27 protein-coding genes are annotated in these 24,859 nt (G+C 61.3%); 12 read left to right on the forward strand and 15 right to left on the reverse strand.

From position 1 onward, the window contains the following. The 3 genes from VJR68_RS16765 to dnaA all read right to left on the reverse strand — a co-directional run. The coding region (locus VJR68_RS16765; protein WP_324149618.1) for an AAA family ATPase at positions 1 to 431 on the reverse strand (431 nt) is incomplete at its 3' end. Between the two features lie 91 nt (positions 432 to 522). Continuing rightward, positions 523 to 1,623 (reverse strand): DNA polymerase III subunit beta, encoded by a 1,101-nt coding sequence (gene dnaN, locus VJR68_RS16770; RefSeq protein WP_324149620.1) that lies wholly within the window; start codon positions 1,621 to 1,623, stop codon positions 523 to 525. Between the two features lie 238 nt (positions 1,624 to 1,861). Then, on the reverse strand, positions 1,862 to 3,205 hold the full coding sequence (gene dnaA / locus VJR68_RS16775; RefSeq protein ID WP_324149622.1) for a chromosomal replication initiator protein DnaA: 1,344 nt from the start codon (positions 3,203 to 3,205) through the stop codon (positions 1,862 to 1,864). 181 nt (positions 3,206 to 3,386) lie between these two features. Here dnaA and rpmH point away from each other — a divergent pair, with 181 nt between their 5' ends. The 4 genes from rpmH to mnmE are packed head-to-tail and all read left to right on the forward strand — an operon-like array spanning position 3,387 to position 7,070. Then, positions 3,387 to 3,521 (forward strand): 50S ribosomal protein L34, encoded by a 135-nt coding sequence (rpmH, locus tag VJR68_RS16780; RefSeq protein ID WP_007510029.1) that lies wholly within the window; start codon positions 3,387 to 3,389, stop codon positions 3,519 to 3,521. 12 nt (positions 3,522 to 3,533) lie between these two features. Next, positions 3,534 to 3,914 carry a ribonuclease P protein component gene (gene rnpA / locus VJR68_RS16785; RefSeq protein ID WP_324149638.1) on the forward strand — a complete coding sequence of 127 codons (381 nt, stop codon included), beginning with the start codon at positions 3,534 to 3,536 and terminating at the stop codon, positions 3,912 to 3,914. A gap of 60 nt (positions 3,915 to 3,974) precedes the next feature. Further along, the gene (gene yidC / locus VJR68_RS16790) at positions 3,975 to 5,660 is read left to right on the forward strand and encodes a membrane protein insertase YidC (protein ID WP_324149640.1); all 1,686 of its coding nucleotides are present in this window, start codon (positions 3,975 to 3,977) and stop codon (positions 5,658 to 5,660) included. A gap of 57 nt (positions 5,661 to 5,717) precedes the next feature. After that, complete coding sequence (gene mnmE / locus VJR68_RS16795; protein ID WP_324149641.1) at positions 5,718 to 7,070, forward strand: tRNA uridine-5-carboxymethylaminomethyl(34) synthesis GTPase MnmE; 1,353 nt, start codon at positions 5,718 to 5,720, stop codon at positions 7,068 to 7,070. Here mnmE and rbsK read toward each other — a convergent pair whose 3' ends face one another. Together rbsK and VJR68_RS16805 are read right to left on the reverse strand one after the other, a co-directional pair. Continuing rightward, positions 7,071 to 7,967 (reverse strand): ribokinase, encoded by an 897-nt coding sequence (gene rbsK / locus VJR68_RS16800; RefSeq protein WP_324149643.1) that lies wholly within the window; start codon positions 7,965 to 7,967, stop codon positions 7,071 to 7,073. A gap of 114 nt (positions 7,968 to 8,081) precedes the next feature. Further along, complete coding sequence (locus VJR68_RS16805) at positions 8,082 to 8,534, reverse strand: hypothetical protein (protein WP_324149645.1); 453 nt, start codon at positions 8,532 to 8,534, stop codon at positions 8,082 to 8,084. Between the two features lie 169 nt (positions 8,535 to 8,703). Between VJR68_RS16805 and VJR68_RS16810 the strand changes: the two genes are divergently transcribed. Beyond that, complete coding sequence (locus VJR68_RS16810) at positions 8,704 to 9,390, forward strand: glutathione binding-like protein (RefSeq protein WP_324149647.1); 687 nt, start codon at positions 8,704 to 8,706, stop codon at positions 9,388 to 9,390. A gap of 53 nt (positions 9,391 to 9,443) precedes the next feature. Here VJR68_RS16810 and VJR68_RS16815 read toward each other — a convergent pair whose 3' ends face one another. From VJR68_RS16815 to lptM, 7 genes are all read right to left on the reverse strand, one after another. Further along, positions 9,444 to 10,058: a hypothetical protein gene (locus VJR68_RS16815; protein ID WP_324149648.1), complete on the reverse strand. Its 615-nt coding sequence runs from the start codon at positions 10,056 to 10,058 to the stop codon at positions 9,444 to 9,446. Between the two features lie 99 nt (positions 10,059 to 10,157). After that, positions 10,158 to 11,498 carry an ATP-dependent protease ATPase subunit HslU gene (gene hslU / locus VJR68_RS16820; RefSeq protein ID WP_324149649.1) on the reverse strand — a complete coding sequence of 447 codons (1,341 nt, stop codon included), beginning with the start codon at positions 11,496 to 11,498 and terminating at the stop codon, positions 10,158 to 10,160. Positions 11,499 to 11,569: 71 nt separating this feature from the next. Beyond that, positions 11,570 to 12,103 (reverse strand): ATP-dependent protease subunit HslV, encoded by a 534-nt coding sequence (gene hslV, locus VJR68_RS16825; protein ID WP_324149650.1) that lies wholly within the window; start codon positions 12,101 to 12,103, stop codon positions 11,570 to 11,572. A 142-nt stretch (positions 12,104 to 12,245) separates the two neighbouring features. Further along, entirely contained in the window at positions 12,246 to 13,133 is an 888-nt protein-coding gene (gene xerC / locus VJR68_RS16830) for a tyrosine recombinase XerC (RefSeq protein WP_324149651.1), read from the reverse strand. 8 nt (positions 13,134 to 13,141) lie between these two features. Next, positions 13,142 to 13,825, reverse strand: a complete 684-nt coding sequence (locus VJR68_RS16835; RefSeq protein WP_324149653.1) for a DUF484 family protein — start codon at positions 13,823 to 13,825, stop codon at positions 13,142 to 13,144. Positions 13,826 to 13,868: 43 nt separating this feature from the next. Next, a complete protein-coding gene (gene dapF / locus VJR68_RS16840; protein ID WP_324149655.1) occupies positions 13,869 to 14,705 on the reverse strand; it encodes a diaminopimelate epimerase in 837 nt (278 codons plus the stop codon). Between the two features lie 11 nt (positions 14,706 to 14,716). Next, positions 14,717 to 14,920 (reverse strand): LPS translocon maturation chaperone LptM, encoded by a 204-nt coding sequence (lptM, locus tag VJR68_RS16845; RefSeq protein WP_324149657.1) that lies wholly within the window; start codon positions 14,918 to 14,920, stop codon positions 14,717 to 14,719. Positions 14,921 to 15,175: 255 nt separating this feature from the next. Between lptM and VJR68_RS16850 the strand changes: the two genes are divergently transcribed. After that, the gene (locus VJR68_RS16850) at positions 15,176 to 15,865 is read left to right on the forward strand and encodes a hypothetical protein (RefSeq protein WP_324149658.1); all 690 of its coding nucleotides are present in this window, start codon (positions 15,176 to 15,178) and stop codon (positions 15,863 to 15,865) included. A 119-nt stretch (positions 15,866 to 15,984) separates the two neighbouring features. Beyond that, a complete protein-coding gene (locus tag VJR68_RS16855) occupies positions 15,985 to 16,260 on the forward strand; it encodes a hypothetical protein (RefSeq protein WP_324149660.1) in 276 nt (91 codons plus the stop codon). A 56-nt stretch (positions 16,261 to 16,316) separates the two neighbouring features. Here the strand turns inward: VJR68_RS16855 and VJR68_RS16860 are convergent, their stop codons facing one another. Next, positions 16,317 to 16,793, reverse strand: a complete 477-nt coding sequence (locus VJR68_RS16860) for a GNAT family N-acetyltransferase (protein WP_324149663.1) — start codon at positions 16,791 to 16,793, stop codon at positions 16,317 to 16,319. A gap of 298 nt (positions 16,794 to 17,091) precedes the next feature. On the opposite strand from VJR68_RS16860, the gene VJR68_RS16865 reads away from it, so the two are divergent. Further along, a complete protein-coding gene (locus VJR68_RS16865) occupies positions 17,092 to 18,576 on the forward strand; it encodes a RimK family protein (protein ID WP_324149665.1) in 1,485 nt (494 codons plus the stop codon). Between the two features lie 387 nt (positions 18,577 to 18,963). On the opposite strand, the gene VJR68_RS16870 is transcribed toward VJR68_RS16865, so the two are convergent. Then, complete coding sequence (locus VJR68_RS16870; RefSeq protein WP_324149667.1) at positions 18,964 to 19,221, reverse strand: hypothetical protein; 258 nt, start codon at positions 19,219 to 19,221, stop codon at positions 18,964 to 18,966. A 335-nt stretch (positions 19,222 to 19,556) separates the two neighbouring features. On the opposite strand from VJR68_RS16870, the gene VJR68_RS16875 reads away from it, so the two are divergent. From VJR68_RS16875 to VJR68_RS16885, 3 genes are all read left to right on the forward strand, one after another. After that, positions 19,557 to 22,019, forward strand: a complete 2,463-nt coding sequence (locus tag VJR68_RS16875; RefSeq protein ID WP_324149669.1) for a TonB-dependent receptor — start codon at positions 19,557 to 19,559, stop codon at positions 22,017 to 22,019. Positions 22,020 to 22,189: 170 nt separating this feature from the next. Next, positions 22,190 to 23,026 (forward strand): shikimate dehydrogenase, encoded by an 837-nt coding sequence (aroE, locus tag VJR68_RS16880; RefSeq protein WP_324149671.1) that lies wholly within the window; start codon positions 22,190 to 22,192, stop codon positions 23,024 to 23,026. An 8-nt stretch (positions 23,027 to 23,034) separates the two neighbouring features. Further along, positions 23,035 to 23,295 carry a YkgJ family cysteine cluster protein gene (locus VJR68_RS16885; protein WP_324149673.1) on the forward strand — a complete coding sequence of 87 codons (261 nt, stop codon included), beginning with the start codon at positions 23,035 to 23,037 and terminating at the stop codon, positions 23,293 to 23,295. On the opposite strand, the gene VJR68_RS16890 is transcribed toward VJR68_RS16885, so the two are convergent. Then, a complete protein-coding gene (locus tag VJR68_RS16890) occupies positions 23,292 to 23,651 on the reverse strand; it encodes a MerR family transcriptional regulator (RefSeq protein ID WP_324149675.1) in 360 nt (119 codons plus the stop codon). The two genes, VJR68_RS16885 and VJR68_RS16890, sit on opposite strands and share 4 nt — an antisense overlap. A 127-nt stretch (positions 23,652 to 23,778) precedes the next feature. Here VJR68_RS16890 and VJR68_RS16895 point away from each other — a divergent pair. Then, the coding region (locus VJR68_RS16895) for a zinc-dependent alcohol dehydrogenase (RefSeq protein ID WP_324149676.1) at positions 23,779 to 24,859 on the forward strand (1,081 nt) is incomplete at its 3' end.

The following is a 24,859-nucleotide window of genomic DNA, read 5'->3' on the forward strand; positions in this document are numbered from 1 at the left end:
TGTTCCACGTGGAACACCCCCCAATCGAGGAAGCGGCGACGCTCTTCAGCGCTGCCAGCAATTAATGCGTGGGACCCAGGCTCAAAGCAAACAACAGCACATTCGCGAATCAGCTGGCCGAGAGAAACGTCTTGCCCGTCCAGACGAGCATCCCAACGAACGCCCTCCCGCCCCAACCCGAGACGATGCATCGCGCCGTTCTCGTGCCGTACGCTTGAAAAAATGCTCAAGCCGGACGCACCACGTTGGACCAGCGCTTCACGCGCACCACTGCGAAACGAGCGCCCATGCGAAAGCAGAAAAGCCGCTTCCAGCACTGATGTCTTGCCAGCCCCGTTTGCACCCACCAGTACGTTGAATCCCGGTGCCAAGTCGAGGCTGAGATCGCCAATACAACGCAACCTCTGCAAATGCAGACGCTCGAGTCTCATGAATTCCTGGCATCCAAACAAAGACGCCGGAGTTTTGAACTCCGGCGTCGTGATGGCAATGATTGCCTGTATCCGAACATAAAACGCGAAGTCAGAGCCGTAGCGGCATGATCACGTGGCGCGACTGCTCGTTTTCGTCTTCTTCCACCAGGCAGCTCGATTGTGCATCACGAAGACTCAAACGAGCCTTCTCACCACGCAAGGCACCCAGCGCATCGAGCAGATAACCGACGTTGAAACCCACGGTGAGATCGGAGACGCCGGTTTCGGCTTCCACTTCTTCCACCGCTTCTTCCTGCTCCGGATTGTGCGCCACGATGCGCAGCTTACCCGGAGAGAATTCCAACTTCACGCCGCGGTATTTTTCGTTCGAAAGAATGGCGGCGCGCTGCAAAGCCCCTCGCAGCACTTCGCGATCAAGCGTGGCCCGCTTATCCGCACCAAGCGGAATCACGGCTTCGTAGTCAGGGAAACGGCCGTCGATCAACTTCGAGGTAAACACCACCTCGCCACGACGCACACGCAGATGATTCCGGCCGAATTCCAGTTCCACGGAGCCATCACCGGATTCGAGCAGGCCCACCAACTCGTTGACACCCTTGCGCGGGATGATGATCTGGCGACGGGCCGAAACCTTGCTCTCCAGATGCGTTTCCTTCAGGGCAAGGCGGTGACCGTCGGTAGCGACGCAACGAAGGGCGTGCTCTTGTAGATCCAGCAGCATGCCGTTGAGGTAATAACGGACATCCTGGTTGGCCATGGCGAAGGCCGTGCGCTCCATCAAGTCACGCAGGACTTCTTCCGGAAGATTCACCCGTTCCACCAGCTCGATTTCGTCGATGGTCGGAAATTCGGTAGCCGGCAATGTCGCCAAAGTGAAACGGCTGCGTCCCGCGTTCAACGCAACGCGATCACCATTTTGCTTCAGCTCGATCTTCGCGCCATCCGGCAGTGCACGAACGATATCGAACAGCTTGCGCGCAGGGATCGTGGTTTCACCATCCACCAGCTTCTCAGCTTCAGTGGCTGCAACCATCTCGACCTCAAGATCGGTGCCGGTGAAAGACAATTTGCCGTTACCGACTTTGACCAGAAGATTGGCGAGTACCGGCAACGTCTGGCGACGTTCGACCACACCGACAACCTGCTGCAAGGGTTTAAGCAGAGCTTCTCGTTGGATGCTGAATTGCATGTTTGTGCTTTCCCTATCCTGCAGTTCTGTTTTTAAAAGAAGAGTAGTGGTTGCAGCTGAGGCCGTGGATAACTTGAAAACCGGGAATTATCCTTTACAAACAAGATGTTGCAAAAAAATTCCCTGTGCCTTGAAGCCTTCGCGACTTGTGCATCGCCAGTGGATAAGTTTGGAGCGTCAAAGTGTCTTCATATTATCCACAGGATATGCGCCCGGTTTTCAAGCGCTTGTTCAAGCATCAGCCGGTAAGCGTGCGAATAAGCTGTTCCCAATCCTGCCGCATGCGCGTATCGGTCTCACACAGCTTGCGGATGGTGCGGCAGGCATGCAGCACGGTGGTGTGGTCACGGCCGCCGAAGGCCTCGCCGATCTCCGGCAGGCTGTGCTCGGTCAATTCCTTGGACAGCGCCATCGCAATCTGCCGTGGCCGCGCGAGCGAGCGCACGCGCCGTTTGGAAAGCAGATCCTGCAGGCGCACGCCGAAGTACTCCGCGACGATCTTCTGGATGTTCGGCACCGTCACGGCTTGCGCATGTGTGGCAAGCAGGTCGCGCAATGTCTCTTCCGCAAAGTCGGTGGTGATCGGCCGGCCATAAAAATTGGCGCGGGCTGCGAGCGTATTGAGCGCACCTTCCAGATCGCGCACATTGGAGCGAATGCGCTTGGCCAGCAGCATCGCCACGTCCTCGCTCACTTTCACGCTCTTGTCGTGCGCTTTCGCCAGCAGAATCGCAGCACGCGTTTCAAAATCCGGCGGCTCGATCGCCACCGACAGCCCCCAACCCAGGCGCGACTTCAAGCGTGGCTCCAGCTTGTCCACCTCTTTGGGGTAACGGTCGCAGGTCAGAATGATCTGCTGCTTGGACTCGAACAACGCGTTGAAGGTGTGGAAGAACTCTTCCTGCGTGGTGTCCTTCCCGGCGAAAAACTGGATGTCGTCGATCAGCAACGCATCCACCGAACGGAAGCGGCGCTTGAATTCATCCATGCTCTTGGTACGCAGCGCCTCGATCATCGAGCCCACGAACTGCTCCGAGCGCAGGTACAACACCTTGAAGTTCGGATTGTGCTCACGCATCAGGTTGCCCGCGGCGTGCATCAAGTGCGTTTTGCCGAGGCCCGTGCCGCCGTACAAGAGCAGCGGGTTGTAGGCGCGCCCGGGGTTCTGCGCCACCTGCATTGCCGCCGCTTTGCCCAGCTGGTTGGACTTGCCCTCGACGAAGGTCTCGAAGGTGTAGTGCGGGTCCAGGTTATGGTGGAAATTCACCGGCGCGGCCTCGGCCACGGCGGGGGATGGCGACGGTTTCGCAGGGGTCGAATGGCGGCCGTTCACCGCTGCGACGGCACTTGAGCCCACTTCAAGGCGAACCAACAGGCTGTGCCCGTTTAGCAGGCTTACCACGGCCTCGATTCGGGACAAATAACGGTCGCGAACAACATCCAACGTGTAGGGATTTGGCGCGTAAAGTTGCAATCCATCCACATCTTCACGCGCCTGCAGCGGCATCAGCCAGGTGTGCAAGTCCTCGGCGCTCAATTCACCTTCAAGACGCTCCAGACAGCGCCGCCACAGATCACTCATGGATACTTTCAACCACAGCAGGGGCGCTTTCGCGCAGGGTGGACCAGGAAGTCTACCAGCACCAACCCGACAACTATCCACATGGATATCCACAACCTGTCGCCACAGCTGCATTTGACACGAACCGGTCTGCTTCCGCATAATCCGCGATCTTTTTCACCCATTCACTTAGGAGGAAGCCATGAAGCGGACCTTCCAGCCCAGCAAGCTCAAGCGCGCCCGCACGCACGGCTTTCGTGCTCGTATGGCCACGGCCGATGGTCGCAAGGTGCTCAATGCCCGTCGCGCCAAGGGCCGTAAGCGCCTGATCCCGTAAGCGATCACGCTGATGGGCACCGCCGGCCTGCCGCGCGAGGCGCGGATTCGCCGAGCCGGTGACTTTGCGGTCTTGCGTCAAGCCAGCGGTCGCTTCGGCGGCCGCTGTTTTTCTGTGCGCTATCGCCAGAATGAAGTGGGGCACGCCCGGATGGGCCTGGCCATTTCCAAGCGCGTATCCAAGCGCGCGGTGGATCGCAACCGCATCAAGCGGCTGGTACGCGAGTCATTTCGCCGCGCTCGCCACACGCTGCCACCGGTGGATCTGATGGTGATGGCGCGCGAACAAGCTTGCACATTGCCCGGTTCCGTGCTGTTGGCCGAGCTCGATGCCCTATGGCGCAAATTGCCGCCGTTGAAGCGCGAAGGCGACACCTCCACAATGGCGTGCTGATCTCCCTCTTTCTCGTCCCCCTGGCCCGCCATGGCGGGGCCTCTTCCGGATCGCTACGCGATGAATCAAACGCGCACCTTCCTTCTCTTTGCCCTGCTGGCCGTCGCCTATCTGTTGTTCCAGCAATGGGAACAGGATTACGGCCCGCATCCGCCCGCGCCGGTTGCCGCGTCGAACAGCGGTACTAACGGTGGCAGCAACGTACCGGGAGGCACGCCGTCCATTTCGAGCGGCAATGCGGGCGAAGGCACCGGCCAGCTTGTCACCGTCACCACCGACGTACTGCGCCTGACCATCGATACGCGCGGCGGCAGCATCGTGCGTTCGGAATTGCTGGAATACCCGGTCACGCCGCGCACGAAGAATGATCCCAACCCGGTACCGATCCATCTGCTCGATGACAGCGCCAGCGATTACTTCGCAGCGCAAAGCGGCCTGGTCAGCGCCGACGGTGCTGCGCCCGATCATCGCGCGCTGTTCCAGGCGGCACAGAGCAGCTACCAGCTTGCGTCGGGTCAGGACGCGCTGAACGTCGATCTCATCTGGACCGATCCTTCCGGGGTCAAAGTGCTCAAGCGCTACACGCTACACCGTGGCAGCTACGTCATCGACCTCGATCAGCAGATCGACAACGGCAGCAGCAAATCCTGGGACGGCAATGCGTATCACCAGCTGCAGCGCGTCGATCGCCCTGCGCCGGTGTACAGCAACTTCCTGCAGCGCATTTCCGACCAGTCGCGTTACGGCTTCTTCGGCGCCGCGTGGTACAGCCCGGATCAGAAATTCAACAAGCTTGCTTTCGACAAATTCGAAAAGGAGCCGTTGGATAAGAACCAGGTCACCGGCGGCTGGGTCGCGATGATGCAGCAGTACTTCCTCGGCGCTTGGATTCCGCCGGCGAAGGAAGCCAACACCTTCTCTACCGCTGTAGTGAACGAAGCCGACGGCAAGCCGCGCTACGTCGTTCGTAGCGTCAGCCCGCAAATCAGCGTGGCGCCTGGTCAGCATGCTGACAACACCGCGCAACTCTACGTCGGCCCCAAACTGCCTTCCCAGCTCGGCGCGATCGCACCGGGGCTGGACCTGACCATCGACTACGGCATGCTGAAAATCTTCGCCGAGCCGTTGCATTGGATCCTCGCCCAGCTCGACAAGCTCACCGGCAACTGGGGCGTCTCCATCATTCTGCTGGTGCTGCTGATCAACCTGGCCACGTTCAAGCTGAGCAATGCGCAGTTCGAATCGGCCAATAAGATGCGCAAGCTCAAGCCGCGTATCGATGCGTTGAAGGAACGCTATGGCGATGATCGCCAGAAGATGCAGCAGGCGATGATGGAGCTGTACAAGAAGGAGAAGGTGAACCCGGCTGCCGGTTGCTTCCCGCTGCTGGTCACCATTCCGATCTTCTACGGCCTCTACTACGTGCTGCGTGATAGCGTGGAGCTGCGCCAGGCGCCGTTCTTCGGCTGGATTCACGATCTCTCCGCGGCCGATCCGTACTTCGTGCTGCCGATCCTCTACACCATCGTGATGCTGGCGCAGCAGTGGCTGATGCCGGTGCAACCCGGCATGGATCCCACGCAGCAGAAGATGATGAAGTTCATGCCGCTGATGTTCGCGGTGATCTTCCTGTTCTTCCCGTCGGGCCTGGTGCTCTATTACGTGGTCAACGGCCTGTGCCGCCTGCTGCAACAGTGGTGGATGATGCGCCGAGCCGATGCGGTACCGGCCAAGGCCGCAGCTTGAAGAAGTAACCTCACGCGGGCGGCCATGAGCCGCCCGCTGCGGTTATGCTGATATGCGATGACCGCGTACACCTCTCACTCCGACACCATCGCCGCGATCGCCAGCGCACCGGGTGCGGCTGGTATCGGTGTCGTGCGCGTCTCAGGCCCGCGCGTTCCTGCTATCGCACATACCTTGCTCGGTTACGAACCTTCGCCACGCCACGCGCACTTCGCTGCGTTTCGCGATGCGCACAGTGCATTGATTGACCGCGGCCTGTTGCTGCACTTCCCTGCTCCGGCGTCGTACACCGGCGAGCACGTGCTCGAATTGCAAGGCCACGGCAGCGCGGTGCTGCTCGATGCACTGTTGCGTCGTGTATGCGAACTTGGCGCACGACTGGCGCGCCCTGGTGAATTTACCGAACGCGCATTTCTCAACGGCAAGCTTGATCTTGCCCAAGCGGAAGCGGTCGCCGACCTGATCGCGGCCAGATCGCAAGCCGGCGCACGTGCTGCGCTGCAATCCATGGAAGGTGTGTTCTCGCGCAAAGTCGACGCGCTACTGCAAGCATTGATCAGCCTGCGCGTGCATATCGAAGCCGCGATCGATTTTCCTGAGGAAGAAATCGACTTCCTCGCCGATCCGGCGATTGCGCACAAACTGCAAGCCTTGCGTTCGCAGCTTGCCGATCTGCTGCGCGAAGCCCAGCGCGGCGTACGTCTCAACGATGGTTTGCGTGTTGCTATCGTCGGTCGGCCGAACGCCGGCAAATCGAGCTTGCTCAATGCACTGGCCGGCAGTGATCGTGCGATCGTCACGGATATCGCCGGCACTACCCGCGATGTGTTGCGGGAAAGCATCACACTCGATGGCATTGTGCTGGAATTGGCAGACACTGCCGGCTTGCGCGACACGCACGATCCGGTGGAACGCGAAGGCGTACGTCGCGCGCACAGCGAACGCGAACGCGCCGATGCGGTGCTATTGGTGACCGATACACATCACGTGGATGCAGACTTGGCGTGGCTGCAAGATCTGCCATCCAGCGTCGAACGTATCGTCGCGATCAACAAGATCGACCTTGATGCTGCCAAGGCGCACGCTGAAGAACATGATGGTGCGACATGGCTATGGCTGTCGGTCAAAACGGGTGAAGGCCTTGAGCCGCTTCGGCAGAAGCTCAAGCAACTTGCCGGCGCCGGCAGTGGCGAAGGCGCTTTCAGTGCCAGGCGCCGCCACGTACTGGCGCTCGAACAAGTGACCGAACATCTGGATCGCACCGCACAGGTGCTGGCCGCTACGCATGCCGGCGAATTGGCCGCCGAAGAATTGCGTCAGGCGCAGCACGCGCTGGGCGAAATCACCGGCACCTACACCAGCGACGATTTGCTCGGCGCGATCTTCAGCTCATTCTGCATCGGCAAATAATCATGCGTGCTGCCTTTGCAGCAATGCATCCACTTCCGCGGGATGCGGCATGCCACCGCGAGCGCCAAGACGCGTGACGGACAGCGCCGCGGACGCGCAGGCCTTGCGTACCGCAACGGGCAAACCTTCGTGCAGGAAAACCGCAAAAGCGGCGTTGAACGTATCGCCTGCGCCGGTGCTGTCCACGGCCTCCACGGCAAAACCCGGTTGGTGTTGCGGCTCGCCTTCCTCGCGGAACCACGCGCCTTCTACGCCGCGCGTCAATACCACGGGACAGGGGGCGCGGCGCATCAGATGGCGGAAGTCTTCCCCTGCATCTGCACCGAGCAGCGTGGCGAGTTCGTGCTGGTTGGGCGTGATGTAGCGAGCCAGCTGTAGCCACTCCATCGGCAACTGCCGGGCGGGCGCGGGATTGAGAATGACCGGAACATGATGAGCATGCGCCGTGCGCAACGTGGCTTCGACGGTTTCCAGCGGAATTTCCATCTGCACCAGCACGGCATCGGCGCATTCGATCAAGTGCTGCGCCTTGGTGATGTGTGATGGATGCAGCTGCGCGTTAGCGCCCGGCACGACGACGATTTCGTTCTCGCCACCGGCAACGGTAATGGAGGCCGTGCCACTGCTGCAGCGTTCGATGGTTGCGACATGGGTGATATCCACGCCTTCCTGCTTCAAGCCTTCACGCAGCGATGGCGCGAAGGCATCGTCACCCACGACGCCGATCATATGTACATCGGCCCCGAGCCGTGCGGCGGCCACGGCCTGATTGCCGCCCTTGCCGCCGTGCACGGAAAGAAAGCGTTCGCCGAGCAGCGTTTCTCCCGGCGCGGGAAAACGTGGCGCCACCGTGACCAGGTCCATGTTGATGCTGCCGACGACAACGATGCGTGTCATGGAAGTTCTCGCAGAATGATTCGTCGACGAGAGCGTAAAGGCAGTCACGCGCCCAGCGATAGCGCGTATGGCACCGCGCACCGGCATGTGCCGGCACGTATTGCCCCTGTCTGATCAGTGGCTATCGTTATCCGAGCTGTCGGCGGCATTCGTTGCGCCATGTGCGTTCTGCCAGCGGTTCTTCATGTTCTGCTTCATCTGGGCGTACTGTTTTTGCTGGTCAGGGGTAAGCAGTGCATTGATCTGGGAGTCCGTGCCTTGCTGGACGGAACGCATTTTGGCGCGACGATCTTGCTGCGATAGCGAGCTATCGCTGCGCACGGCGGTCAGCTCTTGCTGGCGGCTTTGCAGGATCGCGGTGATCTTGGCGGCCTGGTCATCGTTCAGACCCAGGTGCTTGGCAAGCCGCGCCGCCTGCTTTTGCGGATCCGGTGCGCGGTGCTGTGGCGCCGAGGCGTTGTCGGAGCTGGCAGCCGTGCCACTGTCTTGCGCGAAGGCGGCCGGCACGAAGCTCACGATGCTGAGCGCCAGTCCGAGCAGGGCAAAACGTGAGGTGATGCGTTTCATGCGTATCTCCAGGTTCTGGGCATATAGCCGGCAGTGGTGGCAAAAGCTTCCCAAGGAAACGAGGGAGCGCCTGCAGCGTTTACCCGCTGCTTGGCTGATCTACCTTTCGCAACCTTGAAAGCCTGCATGCCGGCCCCGACGCTGAATGCTTTCCGCCCTGGAGCCGAGCATGATCGAGCTGCACTACTGGCCCACGCCGAATGGCCACAAGATCACCCTGTTTTTGGAAGAAGCGGGCCTGCCCTACACCATCAAGCCGGTGAACATCGGCAAGGGCGAGCAGTTCGAACCCGCCTTCCTGAAGATCTCGCCCAACAACCGCATGCCGGCCATTGTCGACACCAAGCCGGCCGATGGCGGCGAACCGGTCAGCGTGTTCGAATCCGGCGCGATCCTGCAGTACCTGGCCGAGAAGAGCGGACGCTTCCTGCCCAAGGATCTGCGCGGCCGCGCCACCGTGATGGAATGGCTGTTCTGGCAAGTCGGCGGGCTGGGCCCGATGCTCGGGCAGAACCATCATTTCAACCGCTACGCACCGGAAAAAATTCCGTACGCGATCGATCGCTACGTGCGTGAAACACGTCGCTTGTACGGTGTACTGGACAAGCAACTGGATGGTCGCGACTTCATCGCCGGCAGCGACTACACCATCGCCGACATGGCCGCGTATCCATGGATCGTGCCTTACGAAAACCAGGGCATGAAGCTGGAGGATTTTCCCAACCTCAAGCGCTGGTTCGAGCATCTTCGTGATCGGGAAGCGACCCGGCGCGCGTATGCGCTGGCCGATACCATCCAGGGCAAGACGGATCTGCGCACGGATGAAGAAGCCCGCCGGCATTTGTTTGGACGATAGATAACCATAAAAAAAGCCCACCAGATGGCGGGCTTTTCATGTTGATACTTACTTTACTGCGCCCGTCCTACGCCGGAGTCGCCTTGCAACAGCGGCGGTGGCGCGCCGGCGACGGCGAGCAGGGATTGCGCATAACCGTCTTCCATCGTCACCGTGGAAACTTCGTCCCATGAGAAGAACGAGGGCTCGCGCAGCCACTCGGCGTCCGGGGTGATCTCCTGCATGTTGAAACCGTCTTCTTCGACGCTGATAAGGCGGCCGATGTAGCAGACTTCCGATTCATCTTCGCTATCCACGTGCACGCCGATCACCGGCGCCATCGCGCTGGCGGCTTGCACCACCTCGCGAATGTTGTCCAGCGGGAAACTGCGCGGGAGGCGCGGGATCAGGTTCTTCAACACCAATGCCTTCGACATGAAGTCATTGTGTTTGTCCGGTGCCTCAAGCTCCGTGATGTCGCGATGACGCATCACATACATGCCGTCGTAGGTGATGCCATCACCTACGACCCAAAGCAGAAAAAATTCACGGCCCACGTTGCCGACATAACCGCAGAAGCTGCCGTGTTCCAATTCGCCGCGCCATAGACGCACCAGCTGCTGTTTCTGCTGCGCTTCGCGGAGTTGCGCACGCGAGCCGGTGGCCTTTAGTTCAATGATCGTACCCATGGCGAGAATTTTACCAGAGGGGGTCTGGCCGCTTGTTTACAGCGTGCTAAGGACTCCGTCAATGTAATAAAAACAAAGAGTTATGCGAATGATCAGGGATCAGAGGATATACCGGCTCAGATCCTCATCCTTGACCAGGCTGCCGAGGTTCTTGTCCACATATTCGGCGTCGATCACGTAATTTTCGCCGGATTTGTCCGCAGCTTCGTAGGAGATCCGCTCCAGCAGCCGCTCCATCACGGTATGCAGGCGGCGAGCGCCGATGTTCTCGGTACGCTCGTTCACCTGATAGGCCACCTCGGCCAGGCGGTCGATGCCGGATTCCTGGAAGCCGAGGGTGACGCCTTCGGTGCCCAGCAACGCGACGTACTGCTTGGTCAGCGCGTTATGCGGTTCGCGCAGGATGCGCTTGAAGTCGTCCACCGAGAGCGCGGACAGCTCCACGCGGATCGGCAGGCGGCCCTGCAGCTCCGGAATCAGATCTGACGGCTTGGCCAGGGAGAACGCACCGGAGGCAATGAACAGCATGTGGTCGGTCTTGATCGGGCCGTACTTGGTGGACACGGTGGAACCTTCCACCAACGGCAGCAGGTCGCGCTGTACGCCTTCGCGGCTCACACCCGCGCCGCCCCACTCCGAGCGCTGCGCCACCTTGTCGATCTCGTCGATGAACACGATGCCGTTCTGCTCGGCCGCATCGACCGCTTGAGCACGGATTTCTTCGTCATTGAGCAGCTTGGCTGCCTCTTCCTCGACCAGCAACGGACGCGCCGCCTTGATTGCCAGCTTGCGCTTCTGCGTGCGTGCGCCACCCAGATTCTGGAACATCTGGCGCAACTGCTGGCCCATTTCTTCCATGCCGGGCGGCGACATGATCTCCACGCCGACGTTCATGGCGACGTCCAGCTCAATCTCGCGATCGTCGAGTGCACCTTCGCGCAGCTGCTTGCGCAGCTTCTGGCGCGTATCGCTTTCCAGCGACGAAGCGGGTTCTGGATCGTGCGTCCAGTCGGTCGGCGACATGCGGCGCGGCAGCAGGGCATCCAGCAGCCGATCTTCGGCGCGGTCTTCCGCTTGCGAACGCACACGCTTCATCGCCTGCTCACGGGTGAGCTTGTAGGAAACGTCGGCGAGATCGCGCACGATCGATTCCACGTCTTTGCCCACATAGCCCACCTCGGTGAACTTGGTCGCTTCCACTTTCACAAACGGCGCGTTTGCCAGCGTGGCCAGACGACGCGCGATTTCGGTTTTGCCCACGCCGGTGGGACCGATCATCAGGATGTTTTTCGGCGTCACTTCCTCGCGCAGTGCCGGTTCCAGCTGCATGCGGCGCCAGCGGTTGCGCAGCGCGATGGCAACGGCGCGCTTGGCGTCGTGCTGACCGATGATGTAGCGGTCGAGTTCGTTGACGATTTCACGGGGAGTGAGTTCGGACATGGGCTTTTAAATCCAAAAAGCGGGATCAGGGGAGGGAACGCGGAGGGATAAACAGCGTTCCCGCGACTCCATCAAAGTTCTTCGATCGTGGTGTTGTGATTCGTATAGATGCAGATGTCGCCGGCGATCTTCAACGCACGTTCCACGATGGCGCGTGCATCGAGATCGGTGTTCTCCATCAAAGCGAGCGCAGCGGATTGTGCGTAAGGGCCACCGGAGCCGATCGCGATCAGGCCATGTTCGGGTTCCAGTACGTCGCCGTTGCCGGAGATCAGCAGTGAAGCATCTTTGTCGGCCACCGCGAGCATGGCTTCGAGGCGACCCAGGCGGCGATCGGTGCGCCACTCCTTGGCCATCTCGACAGCAGCGCGGGTGAGGTTGCCGCTGTGCTTGTCGAGTTTCTGCTCGAACAGTTCGAACAGGGTGAAGGCATCGGCGGTTGCACCGGCGAAACCGGCCAGCACGTCGCCCTTGCCCAGGCGACGGATCTTGCGGGCATTGGCCTTCATGACGGTATTGCCCAGCGTGACCTGGCCGTCACCGCCGATCACGACGCGGCCGTTCCTGCGCACCGAAACGATGGTGGTGGCGTGGAAGGATTCCATGGAGGACTCCGTAAACAGTGAATCCGCCAGAGGTGGGGCCGCGTTGCTGGAATCCAAGCCGCTTGGCCTGCGCCTGGAGGGGTTGCCGCTCAGAACCGGCAGGGCGAGCTCAACGCCTTGGCGAGCAAATTCATCGGCGCGGTCACTTCCTGCGCGCCCGCGGATGCGCCGCGTCGTACACCTTGGCGAGGTGCTGGAAATCCAGATGCGTGTAGATCTGCGTCGTGGCGATATCAGCGTGGCCGAGCAATTCCTGCACGGCGCGCAAATCACCCGACGATTCCAGCATATGGCTGGCGAAGGTATGCCTCAGCAAATGCGGATGCACGTGCTTGGCGAAGCCCTGGCGCAGAGCGAGTGTTTTCAGGCGCGCCTGCACCGTGCGCGGACTGATCGGCGCACCTTGGCGTCCGCGAAATACCGGCGATTCCGGCGCGCGGCCTTCCGCATCGCCCAGCGCACGCAACGCGGCGATCGCGTGCCGGCCCACCGGTACGATGCGCGTCTTGCTGCCCTTGCCGAGCACGCGCACTTCACCAGCATCGAGATTCAGATCCAGCCAGCGCAAGCCGGTCAATTCGGAAAGACGCAGGCCGGAGGAATAGAACAATTCCAGCATCGCGCGATCGCGCACGCCGAGTGCGTCGTCGTTGCCATCGCCTTCCACCAGCGCAGTGGCTTCATCCACGTCCAGCACTTGCGGCAGTTTGCGGTGCACTTTCGGTCCGCGCACACCGGCGAGTGGATCGTGCGTCAGCAAGCCTTCGCGCGTGAGTTGGCGAAACAGGCTGCGGCAGGAAGAAAGCAGGCGCTGCAAACTCTTCGGTGCCAGGCCGCCGCGATGCTCGGCGGCGACGAAGCCGCGCATGTGGTGCGGCTGCAATTGCTCGAATGCAGCGATCTGCAGCTTCTGCATATGGCGCAGCAGCTTGTCCAGATCGCGCCGGTAACCTTCGATCGTATGCGGTGACGCTTTGCGTTCGCTGCCCAGCCGTGCGAGCCATGCCTCGACCTGTGGCTGGGCGTCCATCGCTGCGCTCAAGCGCCGTCCTGGATCCGCGCCAGCGCGGCGGAGACCGTCGACGCAATCATCTTCAGGAACACCGTGCCCATGCCTGGCTGGAAGTGATCGGGATCTTTGCTGCCCAAGGCCAGCAAACCCAGTTCACCCAGCGGCATCAGTGCAGCCGACTTGATGTGCGATGCCTCGGCGCCGAACAGCCGATGCAGGCGATCGGCGGACAAACGGCCGGACACCGGTTCGTGATGTCCCAGGAAATCGGCGAACTCGGGCATCGCGCTGCGGCCTTCGGGTTCCAGCACCAACCAGTCCGCCGGTGGCAGCGTGAACTTGCCGAACAGCACCAGGCGGGTGTGGTCGGTGCCGAAATCTTCCGAGAGCCTGGCCACCACGCTGCGCGCGGCCACTTCCGGCGTGTTGGCACGCAACACGGCCACGTTGAGGTCGTGCACGCGCTGCATCAGGCGCTCGTTTTCAGCGGCGATGGTGGTGAGCTCGGCGAACTTGCGTTCCAGCTCGCTGTTCTTGTCGCGCAGGGCCTGCAGTTGGTATGCCGCCAGCGATGCCACCGCGCCTTGCTCGCGCGGCAGGGTGAGCAGCGTGGCCAGTTCCGGATAATCGCTGAGGAAGCCCGGATGTCGCCGCAGATACGCAGCCACGTCGCCGGCCTTGATGGTTTCTTCGAGCAGGGCGTTGGTCATGCAAGGAGCCTCTCTAAACCCTGGGTTGGAGTGTGCATCAACATCAATCGGCCAGCCACTCGCCTTCATAGACAAATGTTGCAGGTCCGGTCATCCACAGCCGTTCGCCGGGGCCAGCCCAATCGATCTGCAGCGTGCCGCCGGGAAGATCGACCTGCACCTGTGCATCCACGTCGCCGCGCTGCCGCAACACCGCCATCGCCGCGCAGGCACCGGTGCCGCAGGCCAGCGTCCAGCCGGAGCCGCGCTCATGCACACGCAGGCGCACGTGCTTGGGGCTGAGCTTTTGCACGAAACCGGTATTGACGCCTTCCGGAAACCGCCCGTGGCCAGTTACCGCTGGGCCGAGGCGTTCCAATATCGGCGCCTGCAGATCATCAACCACGATCACCGCATGCGGATTGCCCATGGACACCGCGCCGATTTCCAGCACCTGGCCGTCGACGTCCAGCGCGTAGCGTTCACCGGTGTTCGCGGCCTGCAACGGAATCCGCGCCGGCTCGAAGATCGGCTCGCCCATATCGACGGTCACACGCTGTGCATCGACCACGCGCACCGCCACCGGACCGGAAGGGCTTTCGATCCGCACCGTTTCGCCGACCGCCAACGCTCCTGCGCGCTGCAGCCACGCCGCCACGCAACGTACGCCGTTGCCGCATTGGCCTGACGGCGAGCCATCGGCGTTCCAAATGCCGTAATAGAAAGCGCTCACGCCATCGCGAGCCGGTTCCACGCTCAGCAACTGGTCAAAGCCGATACCGGTGTGACGGTCGGCCATCGCGCGGATGGTGGCGGGATGCAGCGCGAGTGCGCCGTCGCGGCTGTCGATCACGGCAAAGTCGTTGCCGGCGCCGTGCATCTTGGAAAAACGCAAGCTCATATCGCGCGCGGTCAGTTTCCGCTCAGAGGCTTGGTTTCGACGCTGCTGGCGCTGGCCGGCGCGGCGGCGGTGCTCGCCGGTGCCGGTGCGGGCGCGGGTGCCTGATGCAGCGGCGGCGGCGTGGGCTTGGCGTAGTACAGCGGGCCCTTGTTGCCGCAGCCGGCGATCGCCACGAGGGCGAGGCAGGTCGGCAGCAGCAGAATCGATCGGCGCATGGATGGAGATCCCTCGGAAATCGCCCGCAGTATAGCCAAGCCTAGGGATGCTCTGATCTATTCCATGCACCCGGCATGACGTCCAGAAGGCCCGCAGGGTGTGTTGCGTGGCGCAGGGCAGACTGGCCGTCTGTTCAAGCCGCGCATACAGTACGGTGACGGGTACATGGAATAGATCAGAGCATCCCTAGATGCGCGCACCGTTATGATGTGCGCGCTGCAACGGACCTGCAGATGCTTTCCTGGAGTGCCCCGATGAACTGGAACGAAGTGCTGCGCCTACCCACCACCCTGCTCGTCATCGTCGCGGGCGTGGTCCTGTTGCTCGCCCTGACGCAGTTGCTGGCCGCACGCCAGCATGTACGCAACCGCCACCCTCTCGCCGCCACCGGTCACACGCTGCTGCTGGTGATCTGCCTGGTCGTCGCGGCCTTGTTCGCCGGCATGGCCATGTCGCTGCGCGGTTACCGTTTCCTGAGCGAAGAAGAGCCGGTGGTGCAGGTCGACTCGCGCATTCTGTCGCCGCAACGCTGGGCGCTCACCTTGACCTGGCCGGATGGCAGTACGCGCAACGTTGCGTTGGCCGGCGACGACTTCCAGGTCGACGCGATCGTGCTGAAGTGGAAGCTGCCGGCCATGCTCGCCGGCCTGCCGCCGCTGTACCGGCTCGACCGCATCTCCGGTCGCTATGACGACGCCAGTCAGGAAACCACCGCGCCGCGCACAGTGATCGATTTCAGCCAGGCCGGCGCGGGCGATCTGCTCGACTTGAAGAAACAGGTACCGCGCTGGTTCCCCGAAGTGGACACCCTGTTTGGCAGCGGGGCCTTCCTGCCGCTGGTCGATGGCGGGCACTACAGCGTGAGCCTGATGCGCACGGGTGCCTTGGTGGCGCGCCCCGACGAGGCGACAGCACAGCGCATCGGCCAGCCGCTCGGCGGCTGAGTTTTCGAACCGCGATCGAAAGAACATCTCGCAAGAACTCGCTCGTGGCCGCTGTCATTCGGCCCTGCTAGATTCCGCCCACCATCAACCTGCTCTGCAGCTATTTAGGGGGAGAAAGCATGAAACGCATTGCGCTCATCAGCATGATTGCCGGTCTTGCCGTGTTCGCCACTGCCGCCGCCCAGCAGCCGGTGCGCGACGTCAGTGGCCGACGCCATCCGAATATCGCCGCCGCGCAGCATCTGGTTGACCAGGCCTACAAGCGCGTTGTCGATGCGCAGCAAGCCAATGAATTCGATCTGGGTGGCCACGCCGCGCGCGCCAAGGAGCTGCTCGATCAGGCCAACGTGGAACTCAAGAAAGCGGCGGAAGAATCCAACGAACACCACCGCTGAGCAGTGCCGATGCGAAAAGGCCTCCCGCGCTGGAGGCCTTTTTCATGCCGGTGTTCTCAGGTAAGTATCTTCTCGTAGACCAAAGCGTCCGAACCGTCCTCGTAGAACCCTTTCTTCACCGGGCCGACGCGGGTGTAACCCAAGCGCTCATACAGACGAATCGCACTGTCGTTGTCGGTGCGTACTTCCAGCCGCAGAGACTGACAGCGTCGCTGGCGCGCCGCCGCCTCGGCCGCGTCGATCAACGCGGTGCCCACACCCTTGCCGCGCGCTTCCGGCAGGCTGGCGATCGAATACAGTCGTGCCACGCGGCTGCCTTTGCGGAAAAACACCATCGCGGTGCCTAGGAAGCGGCGCCGATTGGCACTGGCAACCAGCACCCGCGCCGAATCGCTGTCGAGATGACGGCGAAACTGCGCACGGCTGATCTGGTCGCTGTCGAACGTGGCCTGTTCCAGTGCGACCAGGTCATCGAGATCGGAAAGTTCGGCGCGGCGCACCCGCACGGCGGCGGTTGCAGGCGATGGTGTCATCGGTGGTACTCGCGAAGCTCGGTAGCAGGGTGGGTCTGGGAAGCGCGGCACTCTAGTGCAGTATGGGCAGGAAATCATCTGTCCGGATGGGTGACGGACGACCTACACGGCTGCCGCTCGCCTGTCCCGCCAATACCGCGCGTCGACGGCTTCGCGAGGTCAACCACCAGGTTCATTTACTTCCGCTTCACCGGCCGCCCTTGTGCGCCACGCCAAGCTGCAAGACACTGCCGCCTTGCGCTGCGCCGCCTCGTTTCCCCACGTGACGACGTTCCACCTGCTGACTCCTTGAGGTGTCATGACCCGACTCGTCATCGTCGTCGAGAAAGCTTCTGACTGGGGCTCCTACTATCCATCCGTCGACGTCGTCACCGCCATGGACTACCTGCGCGAGCCGGTCGGCGGCGATGAAGAGCGCACGCACGTCATCAACCTGTGCCGCAGCTACAAGTATCTGGGCACGGGCTACTACGTCTCCTTGCTGGCCGAAGCGCGCGGACATCGCGTGATGCCGTCCGTGCGCACGGTGAACGACCTGCGCCGCCGCTCGCTCTACGGCCTGGCCATTGACGATCTCAACGCCAAGCTCACGCACTTCCTGCCTGCGGGCGGGCGCGACACGACCGACTTCGGCATCCTCGTCTACTTCGGCGAGACCGCTTATCCCGCCTTGCAGGACCTGGCGCGGCAAGTGTTCGAAACCTATCCCTGCCCGCTGTTGCGCATCGAATTCGAGCGCGAGCGCGTGTGGCAGATCTCTTCGGTCAAACCGGTCGGCCTGCATACGCTGGACGATGCGCAAGAAGATGCCTTCGCCGCCGAACTCGACCGCTTCTCCAAAAAGCTGTGGCGCAAGCCTCGCGCAAGACGCCTCTACCGCTACGACCTCGCCATGCTGGTCGACCCGAACGAAGCCATGCCCCCGTCGAACAAGAAGGCACTGAAATCGTTCATTGCGGCCGGCAAGGAGCTGGGCATCGAAGTCGATCCGATCGGCAAGAACGACTACCAACGGCTAGCCGAATACGACGGCCTGTTCATCCGCGAAACCACCGCCAGTGACAACCATACCTACAGTTTCGCGCACCGCGCCGAACGCGAAGGCATGGTGGTGATGGATGATCCGAGCTCGATTCTGCGTTGCACGAACAAGATCTTCCTCAACGACCTGATGGTGTCGCGCAAGCTCGCCGTGCCGCGCACCGAGATTCTTTATCGCGACGATATCAAGGGCTTGCACGACGCCGCCGAAAAACTCGGCTTTCCGCTGGTACTGAAAATTCCGGACGGTTCGTTCTCGCGCGGCGTCGTCAAAGTGGAAAGCGAACAGCATCTGGAAAAAGCGGCCGGCGAACTGTTCCAGCACAGCGCGCTGTTGCTGGCGCAGGAATTCGTCTACACCGATTTCGACTGGCGCGTGGGCGTACTCAATCGCGAGCCGCTGTACGCCTGCAAGTACTACATGTCGCGCGGCCACTGGCAGATCTACAACCACGGCGCGAAGGGCACGGATAAATCCGGCGGCTTTGAAACGATCCCTGTGCGCGATGCTCCTGCCGATGTCGTCAAGCTGGCGTTGAAAGCGACCAGTGCCGTTGGCGACGGCCTCTACGGCGTGGACTTGAAGCAGGTGGGCGACAAGGTCGTGGTGATCGAAGTGAACGACAACCCGTCCATCGATGCCGGCGTGGAAGACAAATATCTAGGCGAAGATCTCTACCGCCGCATCATGCAGGAATTCCTGCGCCGCATGGAGCGCAAGCGCATGGGCATCGTGACGTAAGGTCGGTTGGTACTGACTCAGGCCGTACTTCGCTCGAATACGACGAAAAATTTCAAATCGTCGTCCCGGCGAAAGCCGGACGTAGCGCGAAGCGCGAAGAACATCCGAAGGATGGCCCCGAAGGGGTGAGCGCAGCGAATCACCCAGTGACTTTTCAGATCCTCAACGTCGCTGAGCCCCGGCCTTCGCCGGGCGACGACGCTTGAGTTTGTGCCTTTAGCTCTCAAACCAAAGTGATAGGGCTATTCCGGTCACCCTTCCCTGGGCGAACCGGAATCGCTGGCGCATTCCCTCGCGCTGACCGCCAAGCCGCGACCACTCCCTTCCAGCCGGCGATCATCCCTGCTGCGGCGCTCCCCGCCGCAACGGCTCCACTGCCAAGCGGAATCAGTTCCAGATCAACTGCGATGTGGTGCGGCGACGCTGCTTGCGCAGGCTCAACAGTTGTCGGGGCAGACGCGGCTCCAGCGTCAGCGCCACCGCAAGCGGTGCCACGAACAGCCAGAAGAACGGTGTCCAGCCGAGCAAATCGGTATGGGCAGGAATGAGCGTCGTAGCGAGCAGCAAGCTACCAGCGAACAACCAAAGCAAGGCCGTGGCGAGCAGGCGCGGGTGACGGCTGGTATCGATCGGCGGGTTTTGCATGGCGAACTCCAGGGCTGCGCGATGGAGACAGCTTGCCCCGGGTTCGTCTCATAGGTTGCGATGCACGGATAACCAGATTCGACAGCAGTGCACGTGCCACTGTGTCAATGCGATGTGTATGCGTTCATTGCGAACTTGCACAGAACTGACAAACAGACGCCGCAACTGTGCATTCGCTCGCAAAGTGCGATGTGCCTACACACTTTTCTTGACCGATATGTGACTTTCGGCCTACTTTGAATTCGACGGCACTAGGGGAGTGCCGTCGACGTGTCGGGGAGACACGTAAATCCATTGCTTTTCATTTCATCTCTAACGGCGGGGAGGGGTAACTCATGCCTATTGGTTTGTATACGGCGTCGTTCCGACGACATGCGTTGTGGTTATCAGTGACGTCCGCATTGCTGTGCGCACCGTTAGCCCACGCGCAAGACACCACTACCAGCAGCACGCAAGACAACAAGAACACCAAGCAACTGCAACAAGTCGTCGTTACCGGTACACGCAGTACCACTCGCACCGTGGATGATTCGCTGGCACCCATCGACGTCCTGTCACCGAAAGACCTGGCATCGACCGGCGCCGGAGACCTGGCCACCGCGCTCAACCGTCTTCTACCCTCGCTCGACTTTCCGCATCCGGCCATCAACGACGGCAACGATGCACTGCGTCCCGCCACGCTGCGCGGACTTTCTCCCGACGACGTGCTGGTGTTGGTCAACGGCAAGCGTTATCACACCTCGTCACTGGTCAATTACAACGAAAGCGTCGGCCGCGGTTCGGCACCCGTCGATCTCAATTCGATTCCAATGGCGGCCATCGACCATATCGAAGTGCTGCGTGATGGCGCTTCCGCGCAATACGGCTCCGATGCCATTGCCGGCGTGATCAACATCATCCTCAAAGGAGCGCCAGGCGCGGGTAAAAACAGTATCGACGTCTATGGCGGTGTCATGGATGTTGGCGACGGCGCCAACAACGGCGTAGAAGGTTCGGTGGCGATTCCGCTTGGCGGCGAGCAGGGCAAGGCACCCGGTTGGGCGCGGTTTTCATGGAATTATCAAAGCGTGATGAACACCAATCGCGCCGAGAACACCGATCCCACCTTCAACTATCCGCCACGGGATTTCGTCAACAATCCCTACCCGCCGCCAACACCGTATCAACGCTATGGCGAACCGGCCGAGAAGGTGCTGCAAGGTGTTCTGAACATGGAATACAACCTTGGCGGTGGCGTGCAGTTTTACGGCGACCTGATCATGGGCAAGCGTGACGTAACCTCCAACGGTTACTGGCGCATGTGGAACAATCCCGATCGCAACGTCGTCGCGGTGTATCCAGATGGCTTTCTGCCACACATCGTCAATCCCACGCGGGATTACCAGGGCACGCTGGGATTGAAAGGCCAGGCGTGGGGTTGGAATTGGGATCTCTCCGGCACCTATGGCGAGAACGACCTGACGTTCGATATCACCAATACCATCAACACCAATCTTTACCACTCCACCGGTTCCTCGCCGACATCGTTTTACTCGGGTCGATACGCAACCAAGCTTGGCGTGTTGAACTTCGATGCGTCGCGCGAATTCAATCCGAGCTTTCTCAAAAACGGCATGACCTTGGCGTGGGGTGTGGAGTACAAGAAAGACGAATACGACGTGGGGGCCGGCGAGCCGGCGTCGTACTACTTCAATCCCAACACGCTCGATCCCAGTGGCAGCGTCTATCCCGGTGGCTCGCAGGTGTGGCCGGGCATTACGCCGGATCTTGCCGGCAATTTCAGTCGCCACAACTATGCCGCTTATATCGATCTCGAAAGCGACATCACCGACAAGTTCTCCGCAGGTGCGGCTGCGCGCTACGAGAATTATTCCGGCGGCGTCGGCTCGGTAGTGTCGGGCAAGCTTTCTGCGCGTTACCAGGTGACCGATACGTTTGCCTTGCGTGCGACGGCATCCAATGGCTTCCGCGCACCCTCCATGGCACAGGTCAACTACAGTTCCACCGTGACGCTGGTGTCGAATGGACAACTCGTGCAGGTGGGCACGTTGCGCCCGGATAACCCGTTGGCCATCGCCTATGGCGCCAAGCCGCTGACGCCGGAGAAATCCTCCAACTTCTCGATGGGTGCGGTATTCACGCCGCTCAGCGATCTCAACGCCACGCTGGATATCTACCAGATCCGCATCTGGCACCAGATCCTCTACAGCGATCCGTTGACCAACACGAATCCGAACTTCCCGCAGATCGCGCAATTGCAGTTCTTCGTCAACGGTGGCGACACGCGTACGCGTGGTGCGGACCTGGTCGTGAACTACAACCAGGCGCTTGGCGATTGGGGGCAACTGAATAACGGCATCAGCGCCAACTACAATCAGGTCCACATTGAATCGATCAGCAACCCGGCGCTATTGGGTCCCTACAACCAGGGCCTGCTGACCAAGGGCACGCCGCGCACCAAGTACGTGCTGTACAGCGATTGGCAGAAGAGTGGCTGGAACGTGCATGCCGACGTCACGCGCTACGGGTCGGTGACCGATGTTTCCGATGCGGCCATCGGGCTGGTCGGGCAAAAGTTCGCGCCGCGCTGGTTGTTGAACCTGTCCGTCAATTACAGCCTGGAGCATTGGATCTTCGCCGCGGGCGCCGACAACGTCACCAATCAATACCCGACCAAGGTGGCTCTGACCAACAACGGCGGTTACGAAGACCGCGGCAACGGCCTGCAGTACTCGGCGCTGTCGCCGTTCGGCTTCGATGGACGCTATTGGTACGGCAAAGTGACGTATCGCTGGTAATCGAAGCGAAGCGCTCCCATCGCCAGGTAGATAAGCACGAAAGAGCGGTACCCGCCCCTGCTCGCAGGGGCGGGCGCGAACGCGGCGAATAGGTGCTGCATGCACCGTACATGCGAGGAAAACCGGCCGCCCAAAACGCATACAATGGCCGCCCACGCAGGAGCCGCCGCATGTCCCAACCTTTGCACTTCGCCGTCTTCGGCCATCCGATTTCGCATAGCTTATCGCCGCAAATCCACCAGGCGTTTGCCGCGCAGTTCGGCATTGCGCTGGATTACCGCGCCATCGATGCCACCCCGGAAGCCTTCGGCGAAGCCGCCAAGCATTTCTTCCAGGACGAAGAAAGCCGTGGCGCCAATGTCACGCTGCCGCACAAAGCCGCAGCCTTCGCACTGGCCGACGAACACACGCAGGCCGCCAAACGGGCCGGTATCGCCAACGTGCTTACGCGTCTGGCAAATGGACGTCTATCCGCCCATAACACTGACGGCGCCGCGTTGGTGCGCGACCTTACCGATCGGCATGATCTCGATCTGCGCGGCCACGACACGCTGCTGCTCGGTGCCGGTGGTGCAGCCCGTGCCGTCGCCTGGGCGTTGTTCGAAGCAGGCGTGCAGACGCTGACCATCGTTAACCGTTCGCCCGAAGCCGCCGACGCCCTCGCCGATGCGATCGGCGAACCGGCGCGCGTGCATACTCGCTATTGGGAAGATCTCGCCGGCATCGGCAGCTTCGACTTGATCGTCAACGCCACCTCGGCCGGCACCCTTGGCCAGTCGCTCAGCCTGCCGTTTTCGCTGGTTGGTTCGCGTGCCACCTGTTATGACCTGGGCTACGGCAAATCCGCGTTTGGTTTCATGGCATGGGCGCGTGCCGCCGGCGCCCGCTACGCGTATGACGGCCTCGGCATGCTGGTCGAGCAGGCGGCCGATGCCTTCGAGCTATGGCATGGCAAGCGCCCCGACACCGAACCGGTCTACCAGGCGCTGCTTGCACAAGGTTCGTAAGCGTGGGCATGCCGTGCCGATCAGGTTGCGGCGCGTGTTGCATTGCGCCGTCCATCACCTCGCCTATTCCCGGCATGCCGCATGGCAAACCTGCTGGTATGCAATGTGTCCAACTTACGGCTGACAATCGCTGTGCGATCTTTGGCGATCCACGTCGTCCTGCGGTATGCAGCGGCCTGAAGCCAGAACCGGCGATGTGCGGAGCAGATCGCCAGCATGCACTGGCTTATCTCGATGCGTTGGAAGCGGCTACACGTCAGGCCGATTAGCCGGCCATCGCTGCAGCGCGATTGGCGAGCAGCCATTTACTGAGGCGCGCTTTTGCTGAACGCAATTTATCCATCTGTTCGTCCAGCACGCGCATTTGTGCTTCCAGCACCTCGCGTAATTCCTCGCAGCCGGGCTGCGGTGCGATCAGGTAAGGAATGGCTCGGCGGATGATCTGCAGCGGCAAGCCCACGGACTGGCCTAATCGGATGAAGCGGATTTCCGCCAACACCTGTTCCGGATAATCGCGATAGCCGTTGATCAAGCGCACGGGCGGCGTTATGAGTCCTTCGCGTTCGTAATAGCGCAGTGTGTCGCGCGTGACGCCCGCACGTTTAATCAACGCTGCCGTTCTCATACCCGCTCCTCGTGTTTGCCATTGCCGATGCACTTGACCTGGGGCTTAAGTCCCGACTTTAGACTGCCCCCCAAGCCACACCGGACATAGGTATATGAGGGAATTAGCGTTTATCAAGACCCGGCGAGTGGCCTGGCGATCAGTGGCGTCGCCGACGTTGGGTGGCCCTGCCGAGGCCCTGGTGCGGCCGGTGATTGCCGCGCGCTGCGACGGCGACAATTTGCCGATCTTCAATCATGTGACTACGGCTCTGCGAGCGGGCGTCGCGTTGCATTGCTTCGATCCGCTGGTACCGGAGCTGCTTGGGCCGTATCCCTATGGCAAACCGTTTGCGATCGGCCACGAATGCATTGCCGAGGTGATCGAGTGTGGCGAGGAGGTCAAGCACGTTCAAAAAGGCCAGTTGGTTATCGTGCCCTGGTCGATATCGTGCGGTAGTTGTCCGACCTGTCATCGCGGACATACCTCCCATTGCACGCAGGCGGGCAGTACGTTGCTCTCCGGCTATGGGTTTGGCACATCGATGGGTCCATGGGGTGGCACCGTCTGCGATCTGCTGCGCGTACCGTTCGCCGATGCCATGCTGGTACCGGTACCCGCCGATATCGAGCCGCTCAAACTTGCCAGCGCCAGCGACAACATGCCTGATGCCTGGCGCAGTGTCGGTCCTCCGCTTGCCCAACAACCCGGTGCCCCTGTGCTGGTGGTGGGTGGCGGAGCGCGCAGCATCGGACTTTACGCCGCGGGCATGGCGGTTGCGCTTGGCGCATCGCGTGTCGACTACGTTGATTACGATCCCGAGCGGTTGCGCATCGCTGAAACGCTTGGCGCCGGCGTTATAGAAAGCAAGCGTGGAGCGGCGTGGTTCGATCGCCATGCGCCACGCGTGCATGGCCGTTATCTTGTTTCCGTCGATGCCAGCTCCACCACGGCTGGTCTGCGCTATGCGCTGCGTTCGCTGGCGCCCGGCGGATACTGCACGGCGACAGGCTTTTATTTCGCCAAGCAGACCGGGCTGCCGTTGATGCAAATGTATGCCAACAGCACCACCTTGCACGTGGGCATATCGCACCCACGGCGCGACCTGCCCGACGTCATCGAACTGGTGCGGCAAGGCCTGTTCGATCCACTCAAGGTCGCGACGCTGATCGCCGACTGGGAGGACGCGCCGGACGCTTTCACCACCCGGACAACGAAGGTAATCGTCG

This window comes from Dyella sp. (genome assembly GCF_035277725.1).
Taxonomy (GTDB): domain Bacteria; phylum Pseudomonadota; class Gammaproteobacteria; order Xanthomonadales; family Rhodanobacteraceae; genus Dyella_B.